The sequence below is a fragment of the Paraburkholderia sp. Ac-20347 genome (genome assembly GCF_017104805.1).
GTDB lineage: Bacteria > Pseudomonadota > Gammaproteobacteria > Burkholderiales > Burkholderiaceae > Paraburkholderia > Paraburkholderia tropica.
This window is the reverse complement of record NZ_JAAGPN010000002.1, coordinates 35,253-56,229: the sequence shown is the minus strand read 5'-3', so window position 1 is coordinate 56,229 and position 20,977 is coordinate 35,253. Positions and strand designations below refer to the sequence as shown.

Sequence of the window (20,977 nt, the reverse complement as noted above, 5' to 3'; positions counted from 1 at the left end):
CTTTTTCCTTGGGGATAGTCAATATGCGGCTCGCGCATCAGCGCCGTTGCCGGTTCTTTTCTTCGAGATAGTCCTGGCGCGCGCGTTCGACGTCAGGGCGGGACGACACTTGCGGAACCGCCACTTCCCACCACGCGCCGCCATCGTCGGTCGTGCGATGGTGGGTCGTGTCGATCACGAGCACCTGGCTTTTCGTAGCCGTGCGGGCACGGCGCATTTCGCGGCGCAGTTCGTTGATGTCTCGCACATGAACGGCTTCGGCACCGAGCGCGCGCGCGTGCATGGCGAAATCGATCGACGAACGTTCTCCGCCTTCGGGGACGCAATCATCGAGCATGTTGTTGAAGCTCGCGCCGCCGCATTTGAGCTGCAGTCGCTCAATGCAGCCGTAGCCGCGGTTGTCGAGAATCACGACGATGATCTTCTCGCCGAGCATCACCGATGTCGCGAGTTCGGAGTTGAGCATCATGTATGAGCCATCGCCCACCATCACGATCACCTCGCGCTCGGGTCGTGCAAGCTTCGCGCCGAGGCCGCCTGCGACCTCATAACCCATGCACGAGTACGCGTAATCCATGTGGTAGTTGCCCGGCTGCCCGCTGCGCCACAGCTTGTGAAGCTCCGCAGGCAGCGTGCCGGCAGCACAGACGACGATGTCGTCCAATGCACTGTCGACGCCGACGTCGAGCGCGGATTGGCGCACCGCCCCGATGACTTCGGCGTCATATGGTGGCGTGTCCTTCGGGACGTGTGTCGTGAGCTCGGTCACACGCTCATTCCATGTCATCGCATGGTCGCGGCAACTGGCAGTCCACTCAGGCTGCGCCTGCCATTGGGACAGTTCTGCCGATAGCTGTTCGAGGCCCGTGCGCGCGTCGGCGACCAGTTGCTGGCCGCGCTTCTTGCCGGCGTCGAACGGCTGCACGTTCAGGCTCAGCAGATCCGCGTGGCCGAAGAGCGCGTGCGAGCCGGTGGTGAAGTCCTGCAGCCGGGTGCCGACCGCGAACACAACGTCGCATTGCCCGGCGGCCCGGTTCGCGGCTGGCGAGCCTGTTACGCCAATCGAGCCGAGATTGAGCGGGTGATTCCAGGCGAGGCTGCCTTTGCCCGCCTGGGATTCCGCGACCGGCACGCCATGCGTTTCGGCGAACGCGCGCAGCGCGTCCCAGGCCTGGCTGTACAGCACACCGCCACCCGCGACGATCAATGGACTTTTCGCCGACTTCAGCAACACGGCCGCATCGGCCAACTCGATCGCATCGGCTGGCTGGCGACGCATACGGATGATCGGAGGACGGAAGAAGTCCTCCGGCCAGTCGTACGCGAACGTCTGCACGTCTTGAGGCAGTGCGAGGCAGACCGGGCCGCATTGTGCCGGATCTGTCATCACCTGGATCGCGCGCGGCAGCGCGACCAGCAACTGCTCGGGAGTCGTGATCCGGTCAAAGTATCGCGTGACCGGGCGGAAGCAGTCGTTTGCACTGACGTCGCCCTGCTCGAAGCTCTCCACCTGTTGCAGGACCGGGTCGGGCATGCGCGATACGAAAACGTCGCCGGGCAGGAGCAGGAGCGGTAAACGTGCTACGTGAGCGAGAGCTGCGGAGGTCAGCATGTTGGTCGCGCCCGGGCCGATGCTGGACGTCACGGCCATCATGCGCTGACGGAAATTTGCCTTGGCAAACGCAACGGCCGCATTGGCCATGCCCTGCTCGTTGTGGGCGCGCAAGGTCGGCAGGCGGTCTTTTTCGGCCTGCAGCGCCTCACCGAGGCCGGCCACGTTACCGTGGCCGAAAATCGCGAACACGCCAGCGCAGTACGGCAGAATTTCGGTGTGGCCGTCCGGTTGGACGACTTCGGCTTGCAGTGCGGCCAGATAACGTACGAGCGCCTGGCTCACAGTCAGTCTTACGGTCGTTTTCATTGTTGATTCGGTATGTCGTTGCAGGGCGGCTCAGGCTGCGGAACGCGCGACACTGTGGCGGTTGATCCAGGCGTTCACGAGCTGGGCGAAGTTGCCTGCCACTTCGTTGATGAAGACCTGGTCATCGATTTTGTCGCTCAGCCACTTCTGCGAAGCGTCGGCCCACAGCGTACGGCCGACCATGAAGCCCTTGACGATCGGATTGGTGGCGCTGCCAAAGCTGTCGATCAGATATTGCAGCGGCTGGTTCAACCCGAGAATCACGGCGCCGCGGCAGTACGGATCGCGTTCGGCGATGAGCGCGTCGAGCTTGGTCCAGCCATCGGCGCTCATTGGTGCGAGTTTCCACCATTCGGGTTTAATACCGAGGTTGTAGAAGCGTGCGATAGAACGAAGAACCGCTTCGTCTTCGGTGCCGGGGAGCGTCAACGCACGCGGCGGAATCACCTCGACCAGCAATTCATTACCGCTTTCCCGGGTCGCTTCCCAGACCTCAAGCAGTCGCTGCTCCTGGTCGAGGCGCATGTCCACCGGGTCGTCTGGGTGATAATGCACGAGGCATTTGACGACCTGTTCGGTTGGCCAGTGGATCAGCGCGGAGCCTACCGAGCGCGTCTCATCGAAGCGCAGTGGTCGCGAGCCCGGCAACTCGATCGGGCGTCCGACCCACCAGCCTCGCCCGGTCGCCGACGCGAGCGCGTCGCGACCATACGCGCCGCCGTCGATCAGCACGCCGACGTGACCCTCGATGGCGTGACTGCGTTCCACCTGTTCGGCGGCCCGCACGAGCAAACGCTTGAGCGCGGGGATACGCGACTCGTCGGCACCAGCCTGAACCGCAATATCGTAGAACTGGGCGCGGTGGTCGAACGCCATTACGCATAGTTCTTCCCATTGCGGGCGAGCGATCGTCACGCGATGCAGATGAGCGAGATCGCGATCCATGTCGACGGCCGGGTTGCGGCTGCCGCTAAACCAGTGATCGAGTTCAGCCGGCGTCGGCATTGCCGCCGAACACGCATGCCGCGAGACCACAATCGCGCCACACGCGTTCGCGATACGCGTGGATTCGGCCCAGTCGTTTCCGCGCAACAGGCCGCTGAGCAGGCCGGACAGGAACGCGTCGCCTGCGCCAAGCACGTTGAGCACTTCGACCCGTTCTCCGCCAAAGGTCGGCGCATCGTCGACCCGCTCGGGAACGTCGCCCTCGATCACACAGCATCCAAGCGCGCCGCGCTTGACAACGAACGTTGCGCGGCTGATACGGCGCACCGCGCGAAGCGATGCGATCAGGTCGTGCGGCACGCCTCCCGCAATCAGGAATTCTTCTTCCGTGCCAACGAGCAGGTCGAATTCACCAAGCATGTCCTGCAGTTGCTGCGTCACACGCTCGTCCGGTACGTAGCGGTTTTCTCCGGCACCACGGCTCGTCAGCCCCCAAAGCACGGGACGGTAGTCAATGTCGAGTACGCGCACCACGCCATGGCGACCTGCGTAATCGAGTGCCGTTAGCGCTGCTTCGCGGGTGGTCGGTGTGGACAGATGGGTGCCCGTGATCGACAGCGCCCGGCAGCCTGCAATGAAGTGCTCGTCAATTTCATCGGCGCGCACCGCCATGTCCGCGCAGTTTTCCCGCATGAACAGCAGCGGGAATGTGTCGCGATCCTTGAGTCCGAGCAGCACGAGCGCGGTCGGGCGCTCCGGGTCTGACTGCAACTGGGACGTGTCGCACCCCTCACGCTCCAGCGTCTCGCGCAAGAAACGACCCATCTGCTCGTCGCCAACGCGCGAAATCATCGCGGTTTTCAGGCCGAGACGGGCGACGCCAAACGCCAGGTTCCCGGACGATCCGCCGAGATACATCTGGAAGCTGCGCGAATCTTCAAGGCGGCTACCAAACTGTTGCGAATAGAGATCCACGGCCACTCGGCCCAGACAGGCCAGGTCAATGGGGCGATTACTTGGAAAGTTCAACACGCTCATATCTGTCGTCACGCTCGCGCTCGGCGCGCAGCGGCGCCAGCTAATTGGGGCAGGTCCAGCGGAGGGTCGTTGACGGCGCTCGTCGCCGCGAGAGTCAGGCCTCCGCCTCCAGGGAGAATCCAGGTTGCGGATGAAGTCTAGTTATTTTGGAAATGTATTTCCTTCCGTGAAAACACCTAGAAATTAATTTCCAAAAACGAGTCTGCGTGAACTACAGTTTCGTTCTGACAAAGCATGCGGTTCGCGCTCCGGCCGGGCCGCACGACGAGCGCTGCTGCCGGACACATTCAACATATAGGAGACAGAGAGAGATCATGAAAACCAGATTGATGGCCGTCACCGCTGCTGCTGTTCTGATGTCCCCGCTGGCCCACGCGGAAAAAATCGGTGTGGCGATGGCGAATTTTAACGACACGTTTCTCACGATCCTTCGGCACAGCATGGAGAACGAAGCGCAGAAGAAGGGCGTGACCCTCGATATCGAGGATGCAGGCAACGACATCGGCAAGCAGCTGAGCCAGATCCAGAACATGATCGCGGAGAAGGACGATGCGATCATCGTGAACGCGGTGGACACTGATGTAACGCCCAAGCTCACGAAGATCGTGACGGCGGCTGGTATTCCGCTTGTCTATGTCAATCGCAAGCCGGTCGATTTCAACAAGTTGCCGCCTGGCGTCGCCGTGGTTGCTTCCGACGAGAAAGCGTCGGGGACGCTTCAGACCCAGGAGGTTTGCAAGCTGCTCAAGGGGAAGGGCGATGTGCTGGTCCTGACCGGCGACCTGTCGAACGAGGCAGCGCGCACGCGTACGCAGGACATCGAAAATGTGCTGGCAACCAAACCCTGTGCGGGCATCAAGATCGTTGACAAGCGTGAAGGCAAATGGAGCCGCACCCAGGGCCAGGACATCACAATGAACTGGCTGAGTTCCGGCACACAGTTCGACGCGATCATCTCGAACAACGACGAAATGGCGATTGGCGCAATCAACGCACTGAAGGCGACGCACAAGATGAGGCCGAACATGATCGTTGCCGGCATCGACGCGACGCCCGATGGCATTGCGGCGATGAAGGCCGGTGACCTGAAGGTCACCGTGTACCAGAACGCACTGGGCCAGGGCACGCAGTCGGTCGATGCGGCGATCAAGCTCGCACACAAGCAAAACGTCGATCGTTTCGTGAACGTGCCATTCGAGCTCGTGACGCCCGCGAACATGGCTCAGTACGCCAAGCCCTGATCGCCATTGTTGACGTCCGGCGGCTTGCTCGCGCGCTGGCCGCTGGTTTCCTGAGAGGAAAAAATATGTCCGCCGTCAAGATAGCGCCGGCCGCGCCAGATTTCGATGTGCACTCCGACTCGCCTGCGTTCGCCGACACGGACTGTCTGCTTGAGGTGCGCGGCGTTGGCAAGTCCTTTCCGGGCGTCGTCGCACTCGACGGTGTCCAATTCCGGGTGCGCCCGGGTAGCGTGCATGCGCTGATGGGGGAGAACGGCGCTGGCAAGTCCACGCTTATGAAGATCATCGCCGGCATCTATGCCCCAGACAAGGGCGAAATTCTCGTCAAAGGCAAGCCGGTTGCACTCAAGGGCCCGCTCGATGCGCTCGATCGTGGGATAGCAATGATCCATCAGGAATTGAACCTGATGCCGTACATGAGCGTGGCCGAGAATATCTGGATTCGCCGCGAGCCCAAAAACCGCTTTGGCTTCGTGGATCATGTGCAACTGCGCAAGCAGACTCAGGCGTTGTTCGAGCGGCTATCGATCGATATCGATCCTGACATCGATGTGCGCAAGCTCACAGTCGCGAGCCGCCAGATGGTCGAGATAGCAAAAGCAGTGTCGTTCGATTCTGACGTCCTGATCATGGATGAGCCGACTTCCGCGCTGACTGACAAGGAAGTCGAGCACCTGTTCCGCATTATCCGGCAGTTGCGTGAGCAGGGAAAAGGTATCGTCTATATCACGCACAAAATGAATGAGCTGTTTCAAATCGCCGACGAGTTCTCGGTGTTTCGCGACGGCAAATACATCGGTACACATGCCTCCAGCGATGTGACGCGCGACGATATCATTCGCATGATGGTCGGTCGTGAGATCACGCAGATGTTTCCGAAGCAGGACGTACCGATTGGCGACGTCGTGTTGTCGGTGAAAAACCTCGGCGTTGACGGCGCATTCCGCGACGTGAGCTTCGATCTGCGTGCCGGCGAGATTCTTGGCGTTGCGGGGCTCGTTGGCTCCGGACGCTCGAATGTCGCGGAGGCGTTGTTCGGCGTCGTTCCTGCGACGGCCGGTGAGATCCTTATCAACGGCAAGCCGGTGCGCATCGACAGGCCGGCGAAGGCCATGAAGCACGGCATGGCATTTCTGACCGAGGACCGCAAGGACACGGGATGCTTCCTGAATCTCGATCTGCTCGCGAACATGGAAGCAGCCGTGCTGCAAAGCCGCTATGTGAAGTTCAATTTCGTCAGGCAGACGGAGTTGAAGCGTGACTGTGAGGAGATGAGCCGGCAGCTTCGAGTGAAAACGCCCGGACTTTACGAAGAGATCCAGAACCTGTCCGGCGGCAACCAGCAGAAAGTGCTGATCGGGCGCTGGCTGTTGACGCGACCGAAGATCCTCATCCTCGACGAACCGACGCGCGGGATCGATGTTGGTGCGAAGGCGGAGATCCACCGCCTCGTGAGCAAACTGGCGGGAGAAGGTGTCGCGGTGCTGATGATTTCGTCCGAAATGCCGGAGGTTCTGGGCATGAGCGACCGCATCATGGTCATGCACGAAGGTCGGATGACCGGCATCGTCGAACGCAAGGACGCGGATCAGGTTCGAATCATGGATCTGGCGTCCCGCTAAGCCCAAGCAACCTACGGAGACAATGCAATGAGCAATTTCCAATCAGCGGCGCAACCGCCCGTCAGTTCGAAAAAGGAACGGCATTTCAGATGGCCGCCCGAGCTGAGTATCTTCCTCGTCCTCATCGGCATCAGTCTGTTTTTTGAAGTGGTCGGCTGGATCGTCGTTGGACAAAGTTTCATCTTCAACGTGCAGCGTCTCGAGATCATCATCCTGCAGATGGCGGTGATCGGCATCATCGCGGTGGGAGCGAATCTCGTCATCATCACGAGTGGTATCGACCTCTCTCCCGGATCTGTCGTGGCCGCAGCTGCCGTGGTATCAGCCAGCCTAGCGCAGACGTCCGACTATGCGGGCGCCGTATTTCCGCACCTGACCGACCTGCCGATCGTCTGGCCTCTGCTCGCGGGCATCGTCACAGGGCTGATGGTCGGGCTGATCAACGGCGTGTTGATTGCGGGAACCGGTATTCCGCCGTTTATCGCGACGCTCGGCACGATGGTCGCAGCGCGCGGGTTCGCGAAGTGGTTCACGAACGGCATGCCAGTGTCGATGCTGACCGACCAGTTCGCGGCCATCGGCTCGGGTATCAATCCCGTGTTGATCTTTATCGCGGTCGCTGTAGTTTTTCATGTGGTGCTGCGCTATACGCGCTTTGGCAAGGTGACGTATGCGATTGGTGCGAACCGCCAGGCTGCCGTTGTGTCGGGCATCAATGTGACGCGCCATCTGATCTGGATCTACGCAATTGCTGGTGCACTGTCCGGCATCGCGGGCACCGTGACCGCAGCACGGGCAATTTCGGGACAGTCTGGAATGGGCATGATGTATGAGCTTGACGCGATTGCGGCGGTCGTGATTGGCGGTACTTCGCTGACCGGCGGGTTGGGGCGCATCACGGGCACGGTGATCGGCGTGCTGATCCTCGGCGTGATGACTTCGGGATTTACGTTTATCCGCATCGACGCGTATTACCAGGAGATGGTCAAGGGTGCCATCATCGTCGCGGCGGTGGTCGTCGATCAGTACCGCAACAAGAAAAAGCGCCGCTGATTCCCGGTCCAGACAAGCATTGAATATCCGCCGCATCGTCTGCGGGTCCCTGACAATCTCTCAATGGAGAAATCATCATGAAAGTTGCTTTGGATCCCTACATGATCCGTCACCTGTCGCTGGAGGCGTTGCCGCGAGCCGTGGCCGATCTCGGTTACAACCAGATCGAGCTGTCGCCGCGCAGCGATTTCCTCGACTGGTGGGTGATGCCGCGCGCAACCAGGGAGCGCATGGGCTCGTTCAAGCAGGCCATGCAGGCGAGCGGTGTAGGACTGGCGTCGCTACAGCCAATGTACCGCTGGGCGAGCCCTTTCGAGGACGAACGGCAATGGGCGATGCGTTGCTGGAAAAAGGCAATCGAAGTTGCCGTCGAGATGGATTGCCAGCTCATGGTGTCTGAATTCGGCCGTGGTGCGTCGCCTGAGCGCTCCGTCGGTGAGCGGCCCGGCGCGAATCCCAAAGAAATGTGCGAGGCAGCATGGTTTCGCTCGATGGACGAACTGTTGCCGATCTTCGAACGTGAGGGCATCACGCTTTCGGTCGAGCCGCATCCCGAGGACTGGATTGAGCAACTGCAGCCGGCGATCGACATCGTGAAGAACATCGGATCGAACGCGCTGAAGCTGTCGTACATCGCGCCGCATACGTTCTACTACGGCGACGATATGGCCGCGATGATCCGCGAAGCTGCGCCGGTTCTTGCGCACGTGCGTGTGGCCGACACGTTCGATCACAAAAAGAGCAGCCAGTTGCGCTATATCGTCAATCCGCCCGGGTCGTCACACATCCGCGTACATCAGCATCTGGATATTGGCCAGGGGGAGATCGACTGGGACGTATTTTTCGGCACGCTCGGCGAGGCCGGATTCGACGGTGTGATGTCGTCATGTGTCTTTGCCTGGGAGGAGCGTGCCGAGGCATCCTCGCGTTTCATGCATGGCGAAATGAATCGCTATATCAATCAGTACTTTCGTGCCGCAGTGCGCTGAAGACTGGCTAAAGGGGAATATTTCATGACTCTACAGATTGGCGTGGTCGGTTGCGGTGCGATCGGTCAGGATCACATCCGGCGTCTTACGTGCACGTTGTCGGGCGCCCGCGTCGTCGCGGTGAACGATATTGATCCGCAACAGGCCCAACACGCAGTAACAGCGTATGGACTCAATGCCGAGGTGTACGTGGACGGTCATGCACTGATCGACGCGCCGGATGTGCAGGCTGTTCTTGTTACATCGTGGGGCCCGACGCATGAAGAGTTCGTACTAAAGTCGATAGCGCGTGGTAAGCCCGTGTTCTGCGAGAAGCCGCTTGCTGTGACCGCTGAAGGCTGCATGCGAATCATCGAGGCAGAGCAGGCGCATGGGCGCCGGCTCGTTCAGGTCGGTTTCATGCGTCCATACGATGCCGGCTATCGCGCCCTCAAGGCGGTTATCGACAGCGGCACGATCGGTGTGCCGTTGATGCTGCATTGCGCGCACCGGAACCCATCTGTTGGCGAACGTTATACAACAGACATGGCTATCACCGATACGCTGATCCACGAACTCGACGTGCTGCGCTGGATGCTCGGAGAAGACTATGTGAGCGCGCAGGTTGTGTATCCGAAGAGGTCGCGCAGCGCATCGCCACATCTCGCTGATCCGCAAATCGTTTTGCTGGAGACGACAAGCGGCGTGCGTATCGACGTCGAGATCTTCGTCAACTGCCAGTACGGCTACGACATCCAGTGCGAGGTAGTGGGCGAGAGCGGCATCGCGAAGCTGCCCGATCCGCCGACGGTTTCGCTCAAGCATGCGGCGCGCAATGGGTCGGCAATCATGACTGACTGGAAAGAGCGATTTATCGCATCGTATGACGTCGAATTGCAGGCGTTCATCGACGGTGTTCGCAACGGCGCGCTGACCGGCCCGTCGTCGTGGGACGGTTATGCCGCGGCAGTCGCTGCCGACGCCTGCGTCCTCGCGCAAAAGAGTGGCAAGGTCGAACAAATCACTCTGCCAGCACAGCCGGCCTTCTATCCATAAATTTTCGGCCATGACGATCAAGATCGGTTGTGCGCCTTGTTGCTGGGGTGTGGACGATGTGACGAATCCTCATCTACCTCCGTGGCGGCACGTGTTGGCCGAGGCGTCGCAGGCAGGGTACTCGGGCATCGAATTAGGCCCCTATGCCTATATTCCGCTGGAACGTGATGTCGTGCGCGCCGAACTTGACCGGCAGCGCCTGAGTATTACTGCGGGTACGATCTTCGATGATCTCGTTTCCCCGGGCAATCTGCAGAGCCTTCTGCGCCAGACGCGCGAGATATGTGCATTGATCAAGGGATTGCCGCAACTACCGACGCAGCCGGGTCAACGCTATCCAGCACCGTACCTGGTTGTGATGGACTGGGGGCATGAGGAGCGGGATTTCGCGGCGGGTCATACGGATCGCTCGCCGCGTTTGTCCGATGAGCAATGGGCGGGCATGGTCGACCATGTACGGCGGATTGCACAGATCGCCCGTGACGAGTTCGGCGTGCGCGCAGTGATTCATCCCCATGCGGGCGGTTATATCGAGTTTGCGGACGAGATCGATCGCATCATGATCGATATTCCATTCGACATGGCGGGATTGTGCCTCGACACCGGCCATCTGTACTACTCGGGGATGGACCCGGCAACGTGGCTGCGAAAATATTCGGGCCGTCTCGACTATGTGCACTTCAAGGACATCGATCTTGCGACATACGAACAGGTGATGGGCGAGCACATTTCTTTTTTCGCGGCGTGCGCGAGAGGCGTGATGTGTCCGATCGGTAAAGGGATTCTCGATTATCCGCTGATCAAGCGGACACTGGAAGAAATCGGCTTCGCGGGCTATATCACGGTCGAGCAGGAGCGCGACCCCCGTAACGCCGGGACCAGTCTGCGGGATGTGGCTGCGAGCCGTGAATTCCTCGTCTCGGCTGGATTTGCCTGATATTGATAGTCAAGGAATGTGATTAAAATGATTGACGGAAGACTTCTGGTAGAACGCTCCATCCCGTGGGGCCTCGTCGGCGGTGGCCTTGGAAGCCAGATCGGCTATGTTCACCGGTCGGCGGCACTACGCGACGGCAGCTTTGTGCTCATGGCCGCGGCCCTCGATATTGACCCGGAGCGCGGGCGAAGCTTCGGACAGGAGTTGGGGCTCAGCGCTGAGCGCTGCTATGCAGATTACCGGACGATGTTTGAAGCCGAAGCACGGCGGCCCGACGGCATTCGTGCGGTATCGATCGCAACGCCGAACAATACGCACTTCGAAATCTGCAAGGCCGCGTTGAATGCCGGACTGCACGTGGTCTGCGAGAAGCCGTTGTGCTTCACTACGGCCGAAGCCGAAGAGCTGCTCGAATTGTCGCGCGCGAAGCAACTGGTTGTTGGTGTGACCTACGGCTATGCGGGGCATCAACTGATCGAGCAGGCGCGCGAGATGATCGCGCGTGGAGATCTCGGTGAAATCCGTATCGTGCAAATGCAGTTCGCTCACGGCTTCCATAGTGAAGGTGTTGAAGCGGCCAATCCTGCAACGCGCTGGCGAGTCGATCCGAAATTTGCTGGTCCGAGCTATGTGCTGGGTGATATCGGCACGCATCCTCTCTACATCTCCGAAGTGATGCTGCCAGATCTGAAAATCAACCGGCTGATGTGTGCGCGGCAGAGTTTCGTGAAGAGTCGGGCACCGCTGGAGGACAACGCCATGACGATCATGGAGTACGAGAGCGGGGCGGTCGGCTACCTGTGGTCGTGCGCGGTAAATGCGGGCGCGATGCATAGCCAGAAAATTCGTGTAATCGGTTCCAGGGCGAGCATAGAATGGTGGGACGAGCATCCGAACCAGCTGCGTTACGAAATTCAGGGACAACCGGCGCAGATCCTGGACCGCGGAATGCCCTATCTGCATCTGAACGCACTCCATGACGACCGTATCGGCGCGGGGCATCCCGAAGGACTGTTCGACGCATGGTCGAATCTGTACTACCGCTTTGCGCTGGCGATGGAGGCTGCCGACCGCCGCGATGCACATGCGTTGCGTGACATCCGCTACCCGGGAATTGAGGCAGGCGTAGAGGGGGTGCGATGGGTTGAGAATTGCGTACGCTCAGCGGACCAGGGTGGCGTATGGGTCGACTATCGCTGAACGGATAGCCCGAATTGGCGGACCGTCGTCGTTTCGAGGACGGCATTTTGCGCGAAAAGATGAGCACAATCCAGAGTCCTCCCGACAGTATCGAAGATTTCCTCCAACGCATTACGAGTGAATACGATGGCTTGAGCAAGCGGCTCAAGGCGATTGCACGTCACGTGGAAACGCATGGCGACCGGCTCGGTCTCGAGGGAGTCCAGTCGCTCGCCGAGCAGTGCGGAGTACATCCATCGGCCATCGTACGTTTTGCCCAGCAGTTCGGGTTTTCCGGTTTCTCCGAAATGCAGCGCCTGTTCAGAGAGGGGCTGGTCGAGCAGATTGCGCCGGCGCGTGCATACGATTTACGGTTGCGTGACGTGATCGAATCGGGTTCGTCGAACCTGCGGCCCGAACAGATCGCCGATGAGTTTCTTGCCGGCAGCATCGCCGGGATGCAGCAGCTGCGGCAGACACTCGACCAGCAGGCATTCGCGCACGCGGTGGACATGCTTGCGCAAACACCGGCGATCTGGATCGCCGGATCGCGGCGCTCGTTTCCGGTTGCGGTCTATCTTGACTACGTGCTACAGCATACAGACAAGCGCATCGGGTTATTCAGCGGTCTCGGAAACATGCAGCAAGGGCAGATTCGCTCGGTACAGAAGGGCGACGTACTGATCGCGATTTCGTTCGTCCCGTATGCCGGGGAGACGGAGGAACTCGCGCAGGCGGGCGTGCGACGCGGCGCACGACTGCTTGCGATTACCGATAGCCGCATGAGTCCGCTTGCGCGGGAGGCCGAAGCAGCATTGCTGGTGCAGGACAGTGCGACATTCGGGTTTCGTGCGTTGTCGGCGACGATGGGGCTCGCGCAGGGCCTTTTTGTCGCGCTTGCCTATCGCCTTGAGCTTTCCTATCGACCCACTACGCTGGAAAATGGTGCGTCAGGCAGGGCGGGCGTGAACTGATCGGCATGAACACGTGAATCGTAAGCGCTGGGATGGACGCCCCCATCTATAACAGTATCAATGTGCCAGAGTGGAAGTGTCACACAATCCACCAGTCGAATAGCAGGAGCACCTCTTATGGAGATACGACCATCGGCATTGACCTGGCCAAAAATGTGTTTGTGCGACCTGCAAGTCGCGTGAGATTCTGTTTCACAAGAGTAGGTATGACCTGACGAAACCGGTTGTTCTATCAACCGTATCCCACCCGGACATGCGGAGCCGGTAACAGCTACGTATGAAGCTTCGGGGACAACGTAGCCGCCGGTTATCCGGTATGCCGGGCCGCGAGGCAGAGCGGAATCTGCTAGCACTAAGGCGGAGAGGAGCAAGGAATGAGCGGGTACGACCAACATATGTGAACTTCAATTTAACGTTGTGATCTTGAACAAGCCGAACGTGCTAAGAGGCTTGAACCAAAACGGTGCGCGGTGAGGAATGGTCTCCGAACACTGGACCATGATGGACAGAACCACCGCCGACGAAGCAGAAGGGGCCGCACCGCTCGGCAATTCATCCGGAACAGGGTGAGCCCATAGTACCGCTGGCAACGGCAGGTGAACCGCAAGGAACCATGTTGATACTGTGGGTAAGGAATGTGGAGAAAGCGAATGCCCGGCTGTAATGGATGGGATATGGGCTGAGACATCGTCCAACGCGAAAGCGGGCAGACTTCCGCGCGGTCATTCATGGCGAGAGAACTTTGACCAATCGTTATATGAGGGAAAGCAGATGACGGCGATCGGCGTGAAAGCGACTGGCACCGTGCGCCCTCGCGCGCTGCCCAAATGTGGGATCAGGTGCACTGGCCGCACATTGAAGCAGATGTGAAACGACTTCAGATGCGTATCGCCAAGGCAACCCGGGAAGGGCGATGGGACAAGGTGAAAGCATTACAACGTCTGCTGACCCGCTCCGCAGGAGGGCTCGCGGGGCACCATCAGACCACGATTTATAATGCCAGGTTGGAGTCCACCCACGTTCGCTCCATATGCGTTGGCGCTTCGGAACGTAGCCGCGAGTCGACCATGAGGGGAGGTTGATTGCTGCGTGACTTGCTGTACGCGGAAACGAGGCAGGATCATGTGGTTTGTTGCGCTATGCAGACGCGTCAGGGGTGGGTGCGACCGAAGCGCCAGCAATGCCATGCCGTGCCAGCGCTTCCGCGACGAACCCGCTGGCCTTCATTTCCTCGACGAATTCGTCCAGCGCATGGGCGGCGGCCGGCCCCCGGCTCTTCGGCAAGCCCATCGCCTGTCGGATGACCATGAAGCGCTCGTCCAGCATACGCAAGCCAGGCAGGTTCATCGCATCGGCTTCCAGTTGCTGCCTGATGCCCGCCGCGACTTCGAGCGCATCGTCGATGAACGTCTGCACGACAGCCGGCGATGTCGGTGTGCGCACGATTTGCGCGGCCTTCAGTTCGCGCGTGAGAAACAGGTCGTACGCGCTGCCGTTGCCCACAGCGATGCGATTGTGGGGATGATCGACATCGGCATTGGTTCGGATCGGCGAGTCGTCGCGCACCAGATAGAAGCCTTCGATCAGCACATACGGCGCCGTGAACGCGATGCGCTCGCCGCGCAACGGATCGATCGCGAAGAAGCCGAAGTCCGCGCGTTCATCGCGGACGGCCTGCACCGATTTGCCCGCCGTATCGAAGACCACGAGTTCCAGTTCGACGCCGAGCTCGCCCGCGAACGCACGCGCGAGATCGACGGACACGCCGAATGGCTCGCCGGTCGCTGCATCCTTGTTGGCGAGAATCGGATTGCCGAGGTTGATGGACGCGCGCAGTACGCCGCCTGGCGCGAAGCTTTGCCGAAGTGTGAGATCGTCGAAGTTCATGGTCAGATTGCCCGGGTTTCACCGCCATCGATATCGAACAAGGTTCCTTGCGCGAACGATGCAGCCGGAGACGCCAGAAACGCCACTGCCCGGCCGATTTCCTCCGGCTCGCCGAAACGGTTGATGCCGCACTCCGCGAGCAGCCGCGCGCTCGCGTCCTCGGGCGCGATGCCATGCGCTCCCGCGATCCGCTCGATATTACGTTCAAGCCTTTCCGTGCGGATGCGCCCCGGATTGACGGCGCACACACGCACGCCGTCGCGCTTGCCGAGATCGGCCATCGCCTTGGTGAAGTTCATCAGCCCCGCATTAACGACGCCGCCCACCGTGAATTCGCCTATGCCCGTCCATGCACCGACGCCCACCACATTCACGATAGCGCCTTCGCGTCGCGCCAGATGAGGCCATGCGGCGCGTGTCATGCGGACGTAGCCATGCAGCTTCAGTTCGAGGCCGTCCTGCCAGTCGTCGTCAGTGAGCGAGAAGAAGTCGCCACGTTTGGTCGCGCCCGCACTGTTGACGACGAGATCGAGCTGCCCGAAGTACGACACGGCGCGCTCGACGACCGAGGCGGCGGCTTCGCGCTCACGCAGATCGCAGGCGATGGTCAGCACGTCGCGATCGAAGCGCTGCTGCAAATCGTGCGCGACTTGTGCGAGCAGTTCCGCATCACGCGCGACCAGCGCGACGCGCATGCCTTCCCGCGCGAGTTCGCGCGCCACGCCCAAGCCGATGCCACGATTCGCACCCGTCACGATGGCGGTTTTGCCCGACAGACTCAGGTCCATGCGCGTGTCCTTTTATTATCTGATGGGCGCGTCAGTCGAGTTGCAGCAAGATGCGCTGTTCGACGATGCGCACCGGATACGAGCGGATGTTTTCCGTGAGCGGCGCGCACATCGCCTTTCCGGTACGGACGTCGAAGCGCCCCTGATGCAGCGGGCATTCGATCTCGCCGTCTTCGAGAAAACCATCGCACAGGCGCGCGTGGCCGTGCGTGCAGATGTTGTCGGTGGCGTAGATTTCGCCATCGACGTCGTATAGCGCAATCTCGCGGCCGCCCGCATTCACGGCGGTCACGTCTCTGTCGGGCACGTCGCTGCGGGCGGCGACGTCGGTCCATGTTTCGATCATTTGGAATCCTTGGTTTATGAAAGTGTTACGCGGGCTGAAGGAGGGCAGGTGTCTGCGCGTAAAAAGCGTCCGCGTAGATGTGTCCGTCCTCGATGCCATGCGCGATCAGCACTGCCCGCACGGCATCGACCATCGGCGGGGAGCCGCATACGTAGCCGCGAAATCCGCCCAGAGCGTCGGACGCGGGCCAGTCGTGCGCGAGCGCGTCGGTGACGAGTCCGGCGCGATGGCCGTCGTGCGCCGCGCCGCTCGCGACGACTACGTTCACGTGCAGATTCGGGAAGCGCGCCCGCAATGCTTCGAGCGCGGAGGCGCCATAGACATCGGCTTCGGAACGCACGCCGAAATATAGATGGATGTCGTCACGATGGCCACCTTCGAGCGCGCCGCGCACGATCGACAGCACCGGCGCGAGGCCAGTGCCGCCCGCGACGCAGACAATCGGCCCCGCATGCTTGCGACGCAGATACGACGTGCCCAGCGGTCCGCTGATGCGCAGCGTGTCGCCAGGCGACAGCTTGTGCGCGACGTGTCCGCTGAATGCGCCGTCCGGCACGACGCGAATGTGGAACTCAAGCAGCGCATCGCCGGCGAGCGAGGCCATCGAGTAGTGACGTTCTATGCCCGGCGCGATCTGCAGCGACGCGAACTGCCCCGGTGAAAATTCGAGCAGCCGGTTCGTCTTGATCCGCACGATGCGTACGTCTTTCACGGGCGCGTCGATCGACTGCACGATGCCTTTCAGCAGCCGAGCCGGATGCACGACGATCTCGTCCGGCTCGGGAATTTCGATGGTGCAGTCGCCCGTGAGCGTCACCTGGCAGGCGAGTACCACGCCATCTTCCGCCGTAGCCGCGATGTCAGGCGCGGCGCTGTCGATGATCTTGCAGCGACAGGTGCCGCATCGGCCGGCCGCGCAACTGTAGGAAATCGGCACGTTCGCACGTCGCAGCGCATCGAGCAGGTTTTCGCCCGGCGCGCATTCAATGGAGTGTCCTGTGGGCTGGACCCGCAACTGCATGGCGTCTCCCTTCCAGAATGTGTTTTTCCGGATCTTAGGGAAGCGCGCCTCCGAACGTAACCACTCAGCGGCAATGAGGAATATTCATGGATTGAATATGGCGGTGATGGCGCATCAGCCAGGCATCGGCACCAGCGCCTCTTCCGGCACGTGCGGCGCGAATTCGCGGAAGGTATCGAAGAGCAATCCGCGCAGCCACTGATTGGCGGGATCGCGGTGATATTTGGCCGACCAGAACACGTTGAGCGGAATCGGCTCCAGCTTCACCGGCAGCGGCGCCCAGGACAGATTGAACGGCACGATGCTGCGGTTCACGAGCCGCCCGGGCAGCGTGGAGATCAGATCGGTCTCGCCGAGAATGTGGCTCACCGCCGCAAAGTGCGGAATTTTCAGGCGCACGTTGCGGCGAATCTGCATACGCGCGAGTTCGTTGTCGACCATCATGTGGCCGGTGTTCGAAGCGATCACCACCAGATGATCCGCCGACGAGAATTCCTCCAGTGTGACGGCGCCCTTGTCGAGTGCGTGGCCTTTGCGGAAGGCGCAGACGTACTGGCTTGCCGTCAGCCGCCGCTGAAAGATGCCCGCGTTCAGGTCCGGCAACCATCCGACCGCGAGATCGACCGCACCGGTTTCGAGTTCATCCTTCAGATTGGCCGCGCCCTTGCGCACGGTGCTGATCGATACCTTTGGGGCGACGCGTTCCAGTGCGCGCATCAGATTGGGCAGAAAGTCGATTTCGCCGATGTCCGTCATCGCAAGCGTGAAGCTGCGGTCGCTCGTGGCGGCGTCGAACGCCATTTCCATGTTGATGACGCCGTGGATGGTGGCGAGCGCTTCGTTCAGGGGGCCCGCGAGCCGTTCGGCGTAGGGCGTGGGCTGCATGCCGCGGCCGGTGCGCAGCAGCAGGTCGTCGCCTAGCAGGGCGCGCAGACGGTTCAGCGCGTTGCTCATGCCGGGCTGCGACATGCCCAGATTCTGCGCCGCGCGCGATACGCTCCTTTCCCGCACCAGTTCCGCGAAAACCAGCAGAAGATTGAGGTCGAGATCCTGCAGTTCCATGTCTCCTCCTTCTGATATTGATCCAGATTATATCGTCCATTGATCGGCGTTTATTGGTCGTGCGTGCGCGCTGTTCCATCATGTGCCGACGGATCAAACATGGAGACGACGCATGAAGATGGAACCCGTTCCGATGTCGTTCGTGCCGAAGTGGAAGGACGACGGGTACAGCCGTATTCCGTTCTGGGTGTACACCGACGAGACGGTGTATCAGCGCGAACTGGAGTTGATTTTTTACGGCAAGCACTGGAATTTCGTCGGCCTCGAGGCCGAGTTGCCCAATCCGGGCGATTTCAAGCGCACCTGGGTCGGTGAGCGGTCGGTGATTCTCGCGCGCAACGAGGACGGCAGCGTGAGCGCGGTGGAGAACATCTGCGCGCATCGCGGCGCGGCGTTCTGCCGTGAACGCACCGGCAATCGCAAGGAGTTTCTCTGCCCGTATCACCAGTGGACCTACGACCTCAAGGGCAATCTCACCGGCGTGCCGTTCCGTCGCGGCCTGAAAAAGGACGGCGAAGTACGCGGCGGCATGCCGAAGGACTTCGATCCCGCTCAACACGGTCTGAACAAGCTGAGCGTGGCGGTGCGCCACGGCGTGATCTTCGCGTCGTTCTCGCATGAAGTGGAACCGCTGGAAGACTATCTCGGACCGGAAATCCTGCCGTATTTCGACCGCACTTTCGACGGCCGCAAACTGAAGATCCACGGCCACGCGCGCCAGCGCATTCCCGGGAACTGGAAACTGATGCAGGAAAACATCAAGGACCCGTATCACGTCGGTCTGCTGCATACGTGGTTCCTGATGTTCGGCCTGATTCGCGGTGATCAGAAGTCGCGCATCGTGATGGACGAGCATGGCCGCCATGGCGCGATGGAGTCCACGCGCGAAGCCACCGGCAAGGGCGCGGTGAGCGAAGGGCTGCACAGCTTCAAGGAGGACATGCATCTGCACGACGAGCGGATCATCGACATCAAGCCGGAGCCGTGGTGGAACGGCCCGACCGTGGTGATGCTCACGCTGTTTCCCAACCTCATCGTGCAGCAGCAGTCGAACAGCATGTCGGTGCGGCAGATCATTCCGCGCGGCACCGGCGCGTTCGATTTCGTGTGGACGCACTTCGGCTTCGAGGACGACGGTCCCGAAATGGAACAGCGCCGTATGCGCCAGGCCAACATGTTCGGCCCGGCGGGCTACGTGTCGGCGGACGACGGCGAAGTGCTCGAATTCTGTCAGGAATCGTACGAGCGGGGCGACAGCGCGCGCGTGACGATCGCGGAGCAGGGCGGGCGTGACCGCAGCGGCTCGACGCACACCATCACCGAAAACGTGCTGCGCGGCATGTACGCGTACTGGCGCAAGCTGATGGAGATCTGACGCGATGACCCCGACGCAAACGCTATCCGACTACATCGAAGTGATGACGCTACACGCCGACTATTCGGCCTGCGTCGATGCGGGCGAATTCGACCGCTGGCCTTCGTTCTTCACCGACGACTGCGAATACAAGATCGTCTCGCGCGAGAACCACGACGCGAAACTGCCGCTGTCGATCATGTGGCTCGAAGGGCGCGGCATGCTGCTCGACCGCGTGTACGGCGTGAAGGAAACGCTCTATCACGATCCGTACTATCAGCGGCATATCGTGTCCGCGCCATGCATCGTCGCGGCCGACGAAACCGAATTGCGTGTCGAGACGAACTACGTAGTCATGCGCACCAAGCGCGACACGTTCTCGGAACTGTTCAATCTCGGGCGCTATATCGACCGCATCGCGCGCACGCCGGACGGCCTGAAATTCCGCTCGCGCGTGTGCGTGTTCGACAGCGAGTGGATCCGCAACTCGATCATCTATCCGATCTGACGCCGCGACTCGTCAAAGGACCGACATGGACTACGTGAAGCTGGGCGCAAGCGGCCTCAAAGTGTCGCGCATCGCACTTGGGATGATGTCTTACGGCACACCGGAATGGCGTCCGTGGGTGCTGGGCGAAACCGATGCGCGGCCGATCGTGCGCCGCGCCGTGGAACTCGGCATCAATTGTTTCGATACCGCCGACATGTATTCGGCAGGCGTCTCCGAGGAGCTCACCGGCAAGCTGGTCCGCGAGTTCTGCAACCGCGATGAAGCCGTGATCGCGACCAAGCTGTTCTATCCGGTCGAGATGGCCTTCAAGGGCGGCGCGGCGGGCGGTCCGAAGCCGCCGAAGTGCCCCAACGCCGATGGCCTTTCGCGCAAGCGCATTTTCACGGCGGTGAACGAGAGCTTGCGGCGGCTCGGCATGGATCACATCGATCTGTATCAGATTCATCGTTTCGATTACGACACTCCGCTCGAAGAGACGATGGAAGCGCTGCACGACATCGTCAAGGCGGGCAAGGTGCGCTATCTGGGCGCGAGCAGCATGGCCGCGTGGCAATTCGCGAAGGCGCAGCAGATCGCGAAGGAGAACGGTTGGACGCGCTTCGTTGCCATGCAGAACCACTACAACCTCGTGTACCGCGAGGAAGAGCGCGAAATGATTCCGCTGTGCCTGGATCAGGGCGTGGCCGTGATGCCGTGGAGTCCGCTCGCGCGCGGCTTTCTCGCGGGCAATCGTGATGTGGGATCAAAAGAAGCCGATACGACGATCCGTGGCCGCACCGACGACGTCGCGTCGAAATACTATCACCGCGACGCCGACCGCCGCGTGCTCGCGCAACTCGGCGAACTGGCGCGCGCAAAGGGCGTGAGCAACGCGACGCTCGCCTACGCGTGGCTACTGCACAAGGGCGTCACTGCGCCCGTGGTCGGCGCAACGAAGACCAGGCATCTCGACGATGCCTGCGCCGCCTGCGATCTCACGCTCGGCGCGGACGAAGTCGCGATGCTCGAGGCGACTTACGAGCCGCATCCCGTCATCGGGCATCAATGATGACGTCGGACGCTCGATCTCTCGAT

General features: G+C 60.9%; 19 protein-coding genes. 12 read left to right on the top strand and 7 right to left on the bottom strand.

The features are described 5' to 3' along the window. Window positions 1–37 precede the first annotated feature (37 nt). Together iolD and iolC are read right to left on the bottom strand one after the other, a co-directional pair. Window positions 38–1,921: a 3D-(3,5/4)-trihydroxycyclohexane-1,2-dione acylhydrolase (decyclizing) gene (iolD, locus tag G3N97_RS00835; protein WP_205991445.1), complete on the bottom strand. Its 1,884-nt coding sequence runs from the start codon at window positions 1,919–1,921 to the stop codon at window positions 38–40. A 30-nt stretch (window positions 1,922–1,951) separates the two neighbouring features. Further along, window positions 1,952–3,904 (bottom strand): 5-dehydro-2-deoxygluconokinase, encoded by a 1,953-nt coding sequence (gene iolC / locus G3N97_RS00830; RefSeq protein ID WP_205991497.1) that lies wholly within the window; start codon window positions 3,902–3,904, stop codon window positions 1,952–1,954. A gap of 314 nt (window positions 3,905–4,218) precedes the next feature. Here iolC and G3N97_RS00825 point away from each other — a divergent pair, with 314 nt between their 5' ends. From G3N97_RS00825 to G3N97_RS00785, 9 genes are all read left to right on the top strand, one after another. After that, window positions 4,219–5,145: a sugar ABC transporter substrate-binding protein gene (locus tag G3N97_RS00825; protein WP_205991444.1), complete on the top strand. Its 927-nt coding sequence runs from the start codon at window positions 4,219–4,221 to the stop codon at window positions 5,143–5,145. 65 nt (window positions 5,146–5,210) lie between these two features. Then, window positions 5,211–6,767: a sugar ABC transporter ATP-binding protein gene (locus G3N97_RS00820; RefSeq protein WP_241030281.1), complete on the top strand. Its 1,557-nt coding sequence runs from the start codon at window positions 5,211–5,213 to the stop codon at window positions 6,765–6,767. Between the two features lie 27 nt (window positions 6,768–6,794). Beyond that, window positions 6,795–7,820 carry an ABC transporter permease gene (locus G3N97_RS00815; RefSeq protein WP_205991443.1) on the top strand — a complete coding sequence of 342 codons (1,026 nt, stop codon included), beginning with the start codon at window positions 6,795–6,797 and terminating at the stop codon, window positions 7,818–7,820. Window positions 7,821–7,897: 77 nt separating this feature from the next. Next, on the top strand, window positions 7,898–8,809 hold the full coding sequence (locus tag G3N97_RS00810) for a sugar phosphate isomerase/epimerase (protein ID WP_205991442.1): 912 nt from the start codon (window positions 7,898–7,900) through the stop codon (window positions 8,807–8,809). A 24-nt stretch (window positions 8,810–8,833) separates the two neighbouring features. Beyond that, the gene (locus G3N97_RS00805; RefSeq protein WP_205991441.1) at window positions 8,834–9,844 is read left to right on the top strand and encodes a Gfo/Idh/MocA family oxidoreductase; all 1,011 of its coding nucleotides are present in this window, start codon (window positions 8,834–8,836) and stop codon (window positions 9,842–9,844) included. 10 nt (window positions 9,845–9,854) lie between these two features. Then, window positions 9,855–10,781, top strand: a complete 927-nt coding sequence (locus tag G3N97_RS00800; protein WP_205991440.1) for a TIM barrel protein — start codon at window positions 9,855–9,857, stop codon at window positions 10,779–10,781. A gap of 27 nt (window positions 10,782–10,808) precedes the next feature. Next, the gene (locus G3N97_RS00795) at window positions 10,809–11,981 is read left to right on the top strand and encodes a Gfo/Idh/MocA family oxidoreductase (RefSeq protein ID WP_205991439.1); all 1,173 of its coding nucleotides are present in this window, start codon (window positions 10,809–10,811) and stop codon (window positions 11,979–11,981) included. A 59-nt stretch (window positions 11,982–12,040) separates the two neighbouring features. Continuing rightward, window positions 12,041–12,934 (top strand): MurR/RpiR family transcriptional regulator, encoded by an 894-nt coding sequence (locus tag G3N97_RS00790; protein WP_205991495.1) that lies wholly within the window; start codon window positions 12,041–12,043, stop codon window positions 12,932–12,934. Between the two features lie 827 nt (window positions 12,935–13,761). Continuing rightward, complete coding sequence (locus tag G3N97_RS00785) at window positions 13,762–14,016, top strand: reverse transcriptase N-terminal domain-containing protein (protein WP_205991438.1); 255 nt, start codon at window positions 13,762–13,764, stop codon at window positions 14,014–14,016. A 55-nt stretch (window positions 14,017–14,071) separates the two neighbouring features. Here G3N97_RS00785 and G3N97_RS00780 read toward each other — a convergent pair whose 3' ends face one another. The 5 genes from G3N97_RS00780 to G3N97_RS00760 form a co-directional block, all read right to left on the bottom strand. Further along, window positions 14,072–14,821, bottom strand: a complete 750-nt coding sequence (locus tag G3N97_RS00780; protein WP_205991437.1) for an ABC transporter substrate-binding protein — start codon at window positions 14,819–14,821, stop codon at window positions 14,072–14,074. A gap of 2 nt (window positions 14,822–14,823) precedes the next feature. Continuing rightward, entirely contained in the window at window positions 14,824–15,609 is a 786-nt protein-coding gene (locus G3N97_RS00775) for an SDR family oxidoreductase (RefSeq protein WP_205991436.1), read from the bottom strand. 31 nt (window positions 15,610–15,640) lie between these two features. Continuing rightward, window positions 15,641–15,955: a non-heme iron oxygenase ferredoxin subunit gene (locus G3N97_RS00770; protein ID WP_205991435.1), complete on the bottom strand. Its 315-nt coding sequence runs from the start codon at window positions 15,953–15,955 to the stop codon at window positions 15,641–15,643. A gap of 25 nt (window positions 15,956–15,980) precedes the next feature. Beyond that, entirely contained in the window at window positions 15,981–16,976 is a 996-nt protein-coding gene (locus tag G3N97_RS00765) for a 2Fe-2S iron-sulfur cluster-binding protein (protein ID WP_205991434.1), read from the bottom strand. Between the two features lie 114 nt (window positions 16,977–17,090). After that, a complete protein-coding gene (locus G3N97_RS00760) occupies window positions 17,091–18,038 on the bottom strand; it encodes a LysR family transcriptional regulator (protein WP_205991433.1) in 948 nt (315 codons plus the stop codon). A 112-nt stretch (window positions 18,039–18,150) separates the two neighbouring features. Here G3N97_RS00760 and G3N97_RS00755 point away from each other — a divergent pair, with 112 nt between their 5' ends. From G3N97_RS00755 to G3N97_RS00745, 3 genes are read left to right on the top strand one after another with little or no spacing between them, the layout of a single operon-like run. Next, window positions 18,151–19,413 carry an SRPBCC family protein gene (locus G3N97_RS00755; RefSeq protein WP_205991432.1) on the top strand — a complete coding sequence of 421 codons (1,263 nt, stop codon included), beginning with the start codon at window positions 18,151–18,153 and terminating at the stop codon, window positions 19,411–19,413. A 4-nt stretch (window positions 19,414–19,417) separates the two neighbouring features. Next, window positions 19,418–19,900: an aromatic-ring-hydroxylating dioxygenase subunit beta gene (locus tag G3N97_RS00750; protein WP_205991431.1), complete on the top strand. Its 483-nt coding sequence runs from the start codon at window positions 19,418–19,420 to the stop codon at window positions 19,898–19,900. A 25-nt stretch (window positions 19,901–19,925) separates the two neighbouring features. Further along, window positions 19,926–20,951: an aldo/keto reductase gene (locus G3N97_RS00745; protein ID WP_205991430.1), complete on the top strand. Its 1,026-nt coding sequence runs from the start codon at window positions 19,926–19,928 to the stop codon at window positions 20,949–20,951. Window positions 20,952–20,977: the final 26 nt, after the last annotated feature.

Coding starts and splice junctions, on each gene's coding strand:
- iolD (WP_205991445.1), bottom strand. CDS start 1,921: ATGAAAACGACCGTAAGACTGACTGTGAGCCAGGCGCTCGTACGTTAT.
- iolC (WP_205991497.1), bottom strand. CDS start 3,904: ATGAGCGTGTTGAACTTTCCAAGTAATCGCCCCATTGACCTGGCCTGT.
- G3N97_RS00825 (WP_205991444.1), top strand. CDS start 4,219: ATGAAAACCAGATTGATGGCCGTCACCGCTGCTGCTGTTCTGATGTCC.
- G3N97_RS00820 (WP_241030281.1), top strand. CDS start 5,211: ATGTCCGCCGTCAAGATAGCGCCGGCCGCGCCAGATTTCGATGTGCAC.
- G3N97_RS00815 (WP_205991443.1), top strand. CDS start 6,795: ATGAGCAATTTCCAATCAGCGGCGCAACCGCCCGTCAGTTCGAAAAAG.
- G3N97_RS00810 (WP_205991442.1), top strand. CDS start 7,898: ATGAAAGTTGCTTTGGATCCCTACATGATCCGTCACCTGTCGCTGGAG.
- G3N97_RS00805 (WP_205991441.1), top strand. CDS start 8,834: ATGACTCTACAGATTGGCGTGGTCGGTTGCGGTGCGATCGGTCAGGAT.
- G3N97_RS00800 (WP_205991440.1), top strand. CDS start 9,855: ATGACGATCAAGATCGGTTGTGCGCCTTGTTGCTGGGGTGTGGACGAT.
- G3N97_RS00795 (WP_205991439.1), top strand. CDS start 10,809: ATGATTGACGGAAGACTTCTGGTAGAACGCTCCATCCCGTGGGGCCTC.
- G3N97_RS00790 (WP_205991495.1), top strand. CDS start 12,041: ATGAGCACAATCCAGAGTCCTCCCGACAGTATCGAAGATTTCCTCCAA.
- G3N97_RS00785 (WP_205991438.1), top strand. CDS start 13,762: ATGTGGGATCAGGTGCACTGGCCGCACATTGAAGCAGATGTGAAACGA.
- G3N97_RS00780 (WP_205991437.1), bottom strand. CDS start 14,821: ATGAACTTCGACGATCTCACACTTCGGCAAAGCTTCGCGCCAGGCGGC.
- G3N97_RS00775 (WP_205991436.1), bottom strand. CDS start 15,609: ATGGACCTGAGTCTGTCGGGCAAAACCGCCATCGTGACGGGTGCGAAT.
- G3N97_RS00770 (WP_205991435.1), bottom strand. CDS start 15,955: ATGATCGAAACATGGACCGACGTCGCCGCCCGCAGCGACGTGCCCGAC.
- G3N97_RS00765 (WP_205991434.1), bottom strand. CDS start 16,976: ATGCAGTTGCGGGTCCAGCCCACAGGACACTCCATTGAATGCGCGCCG.
- G3N97_RS00760 (WP_205991433.1), bottom strand. CDS start 18,038: ATGGAACTGCAGGATCTCGACCTCAATCTTCTGCTGGTTTTCGCGGAA.
- G3N97_RS00755 (WP_205991432.1), top strand. CDS start 18,151: ATGAAGATGGAACCCGTTCCGATGTCGTTCGTGCCGAAGTGGAAGGAC.
- G3N97_RS00750 (WP_205991431.1), top strand. CDS start 19,418: ATGACCCCGACGCAAACGCTATCCGACTACATCGAAGTGATGACGCTA.
- G3N97_RS00745 (WP_205991430.1), top strand. CDS start 19,926: ATGGACTACGTGAAGCTGGGCGCAAGCGGCCTCAAAGTGTCGCGCATC.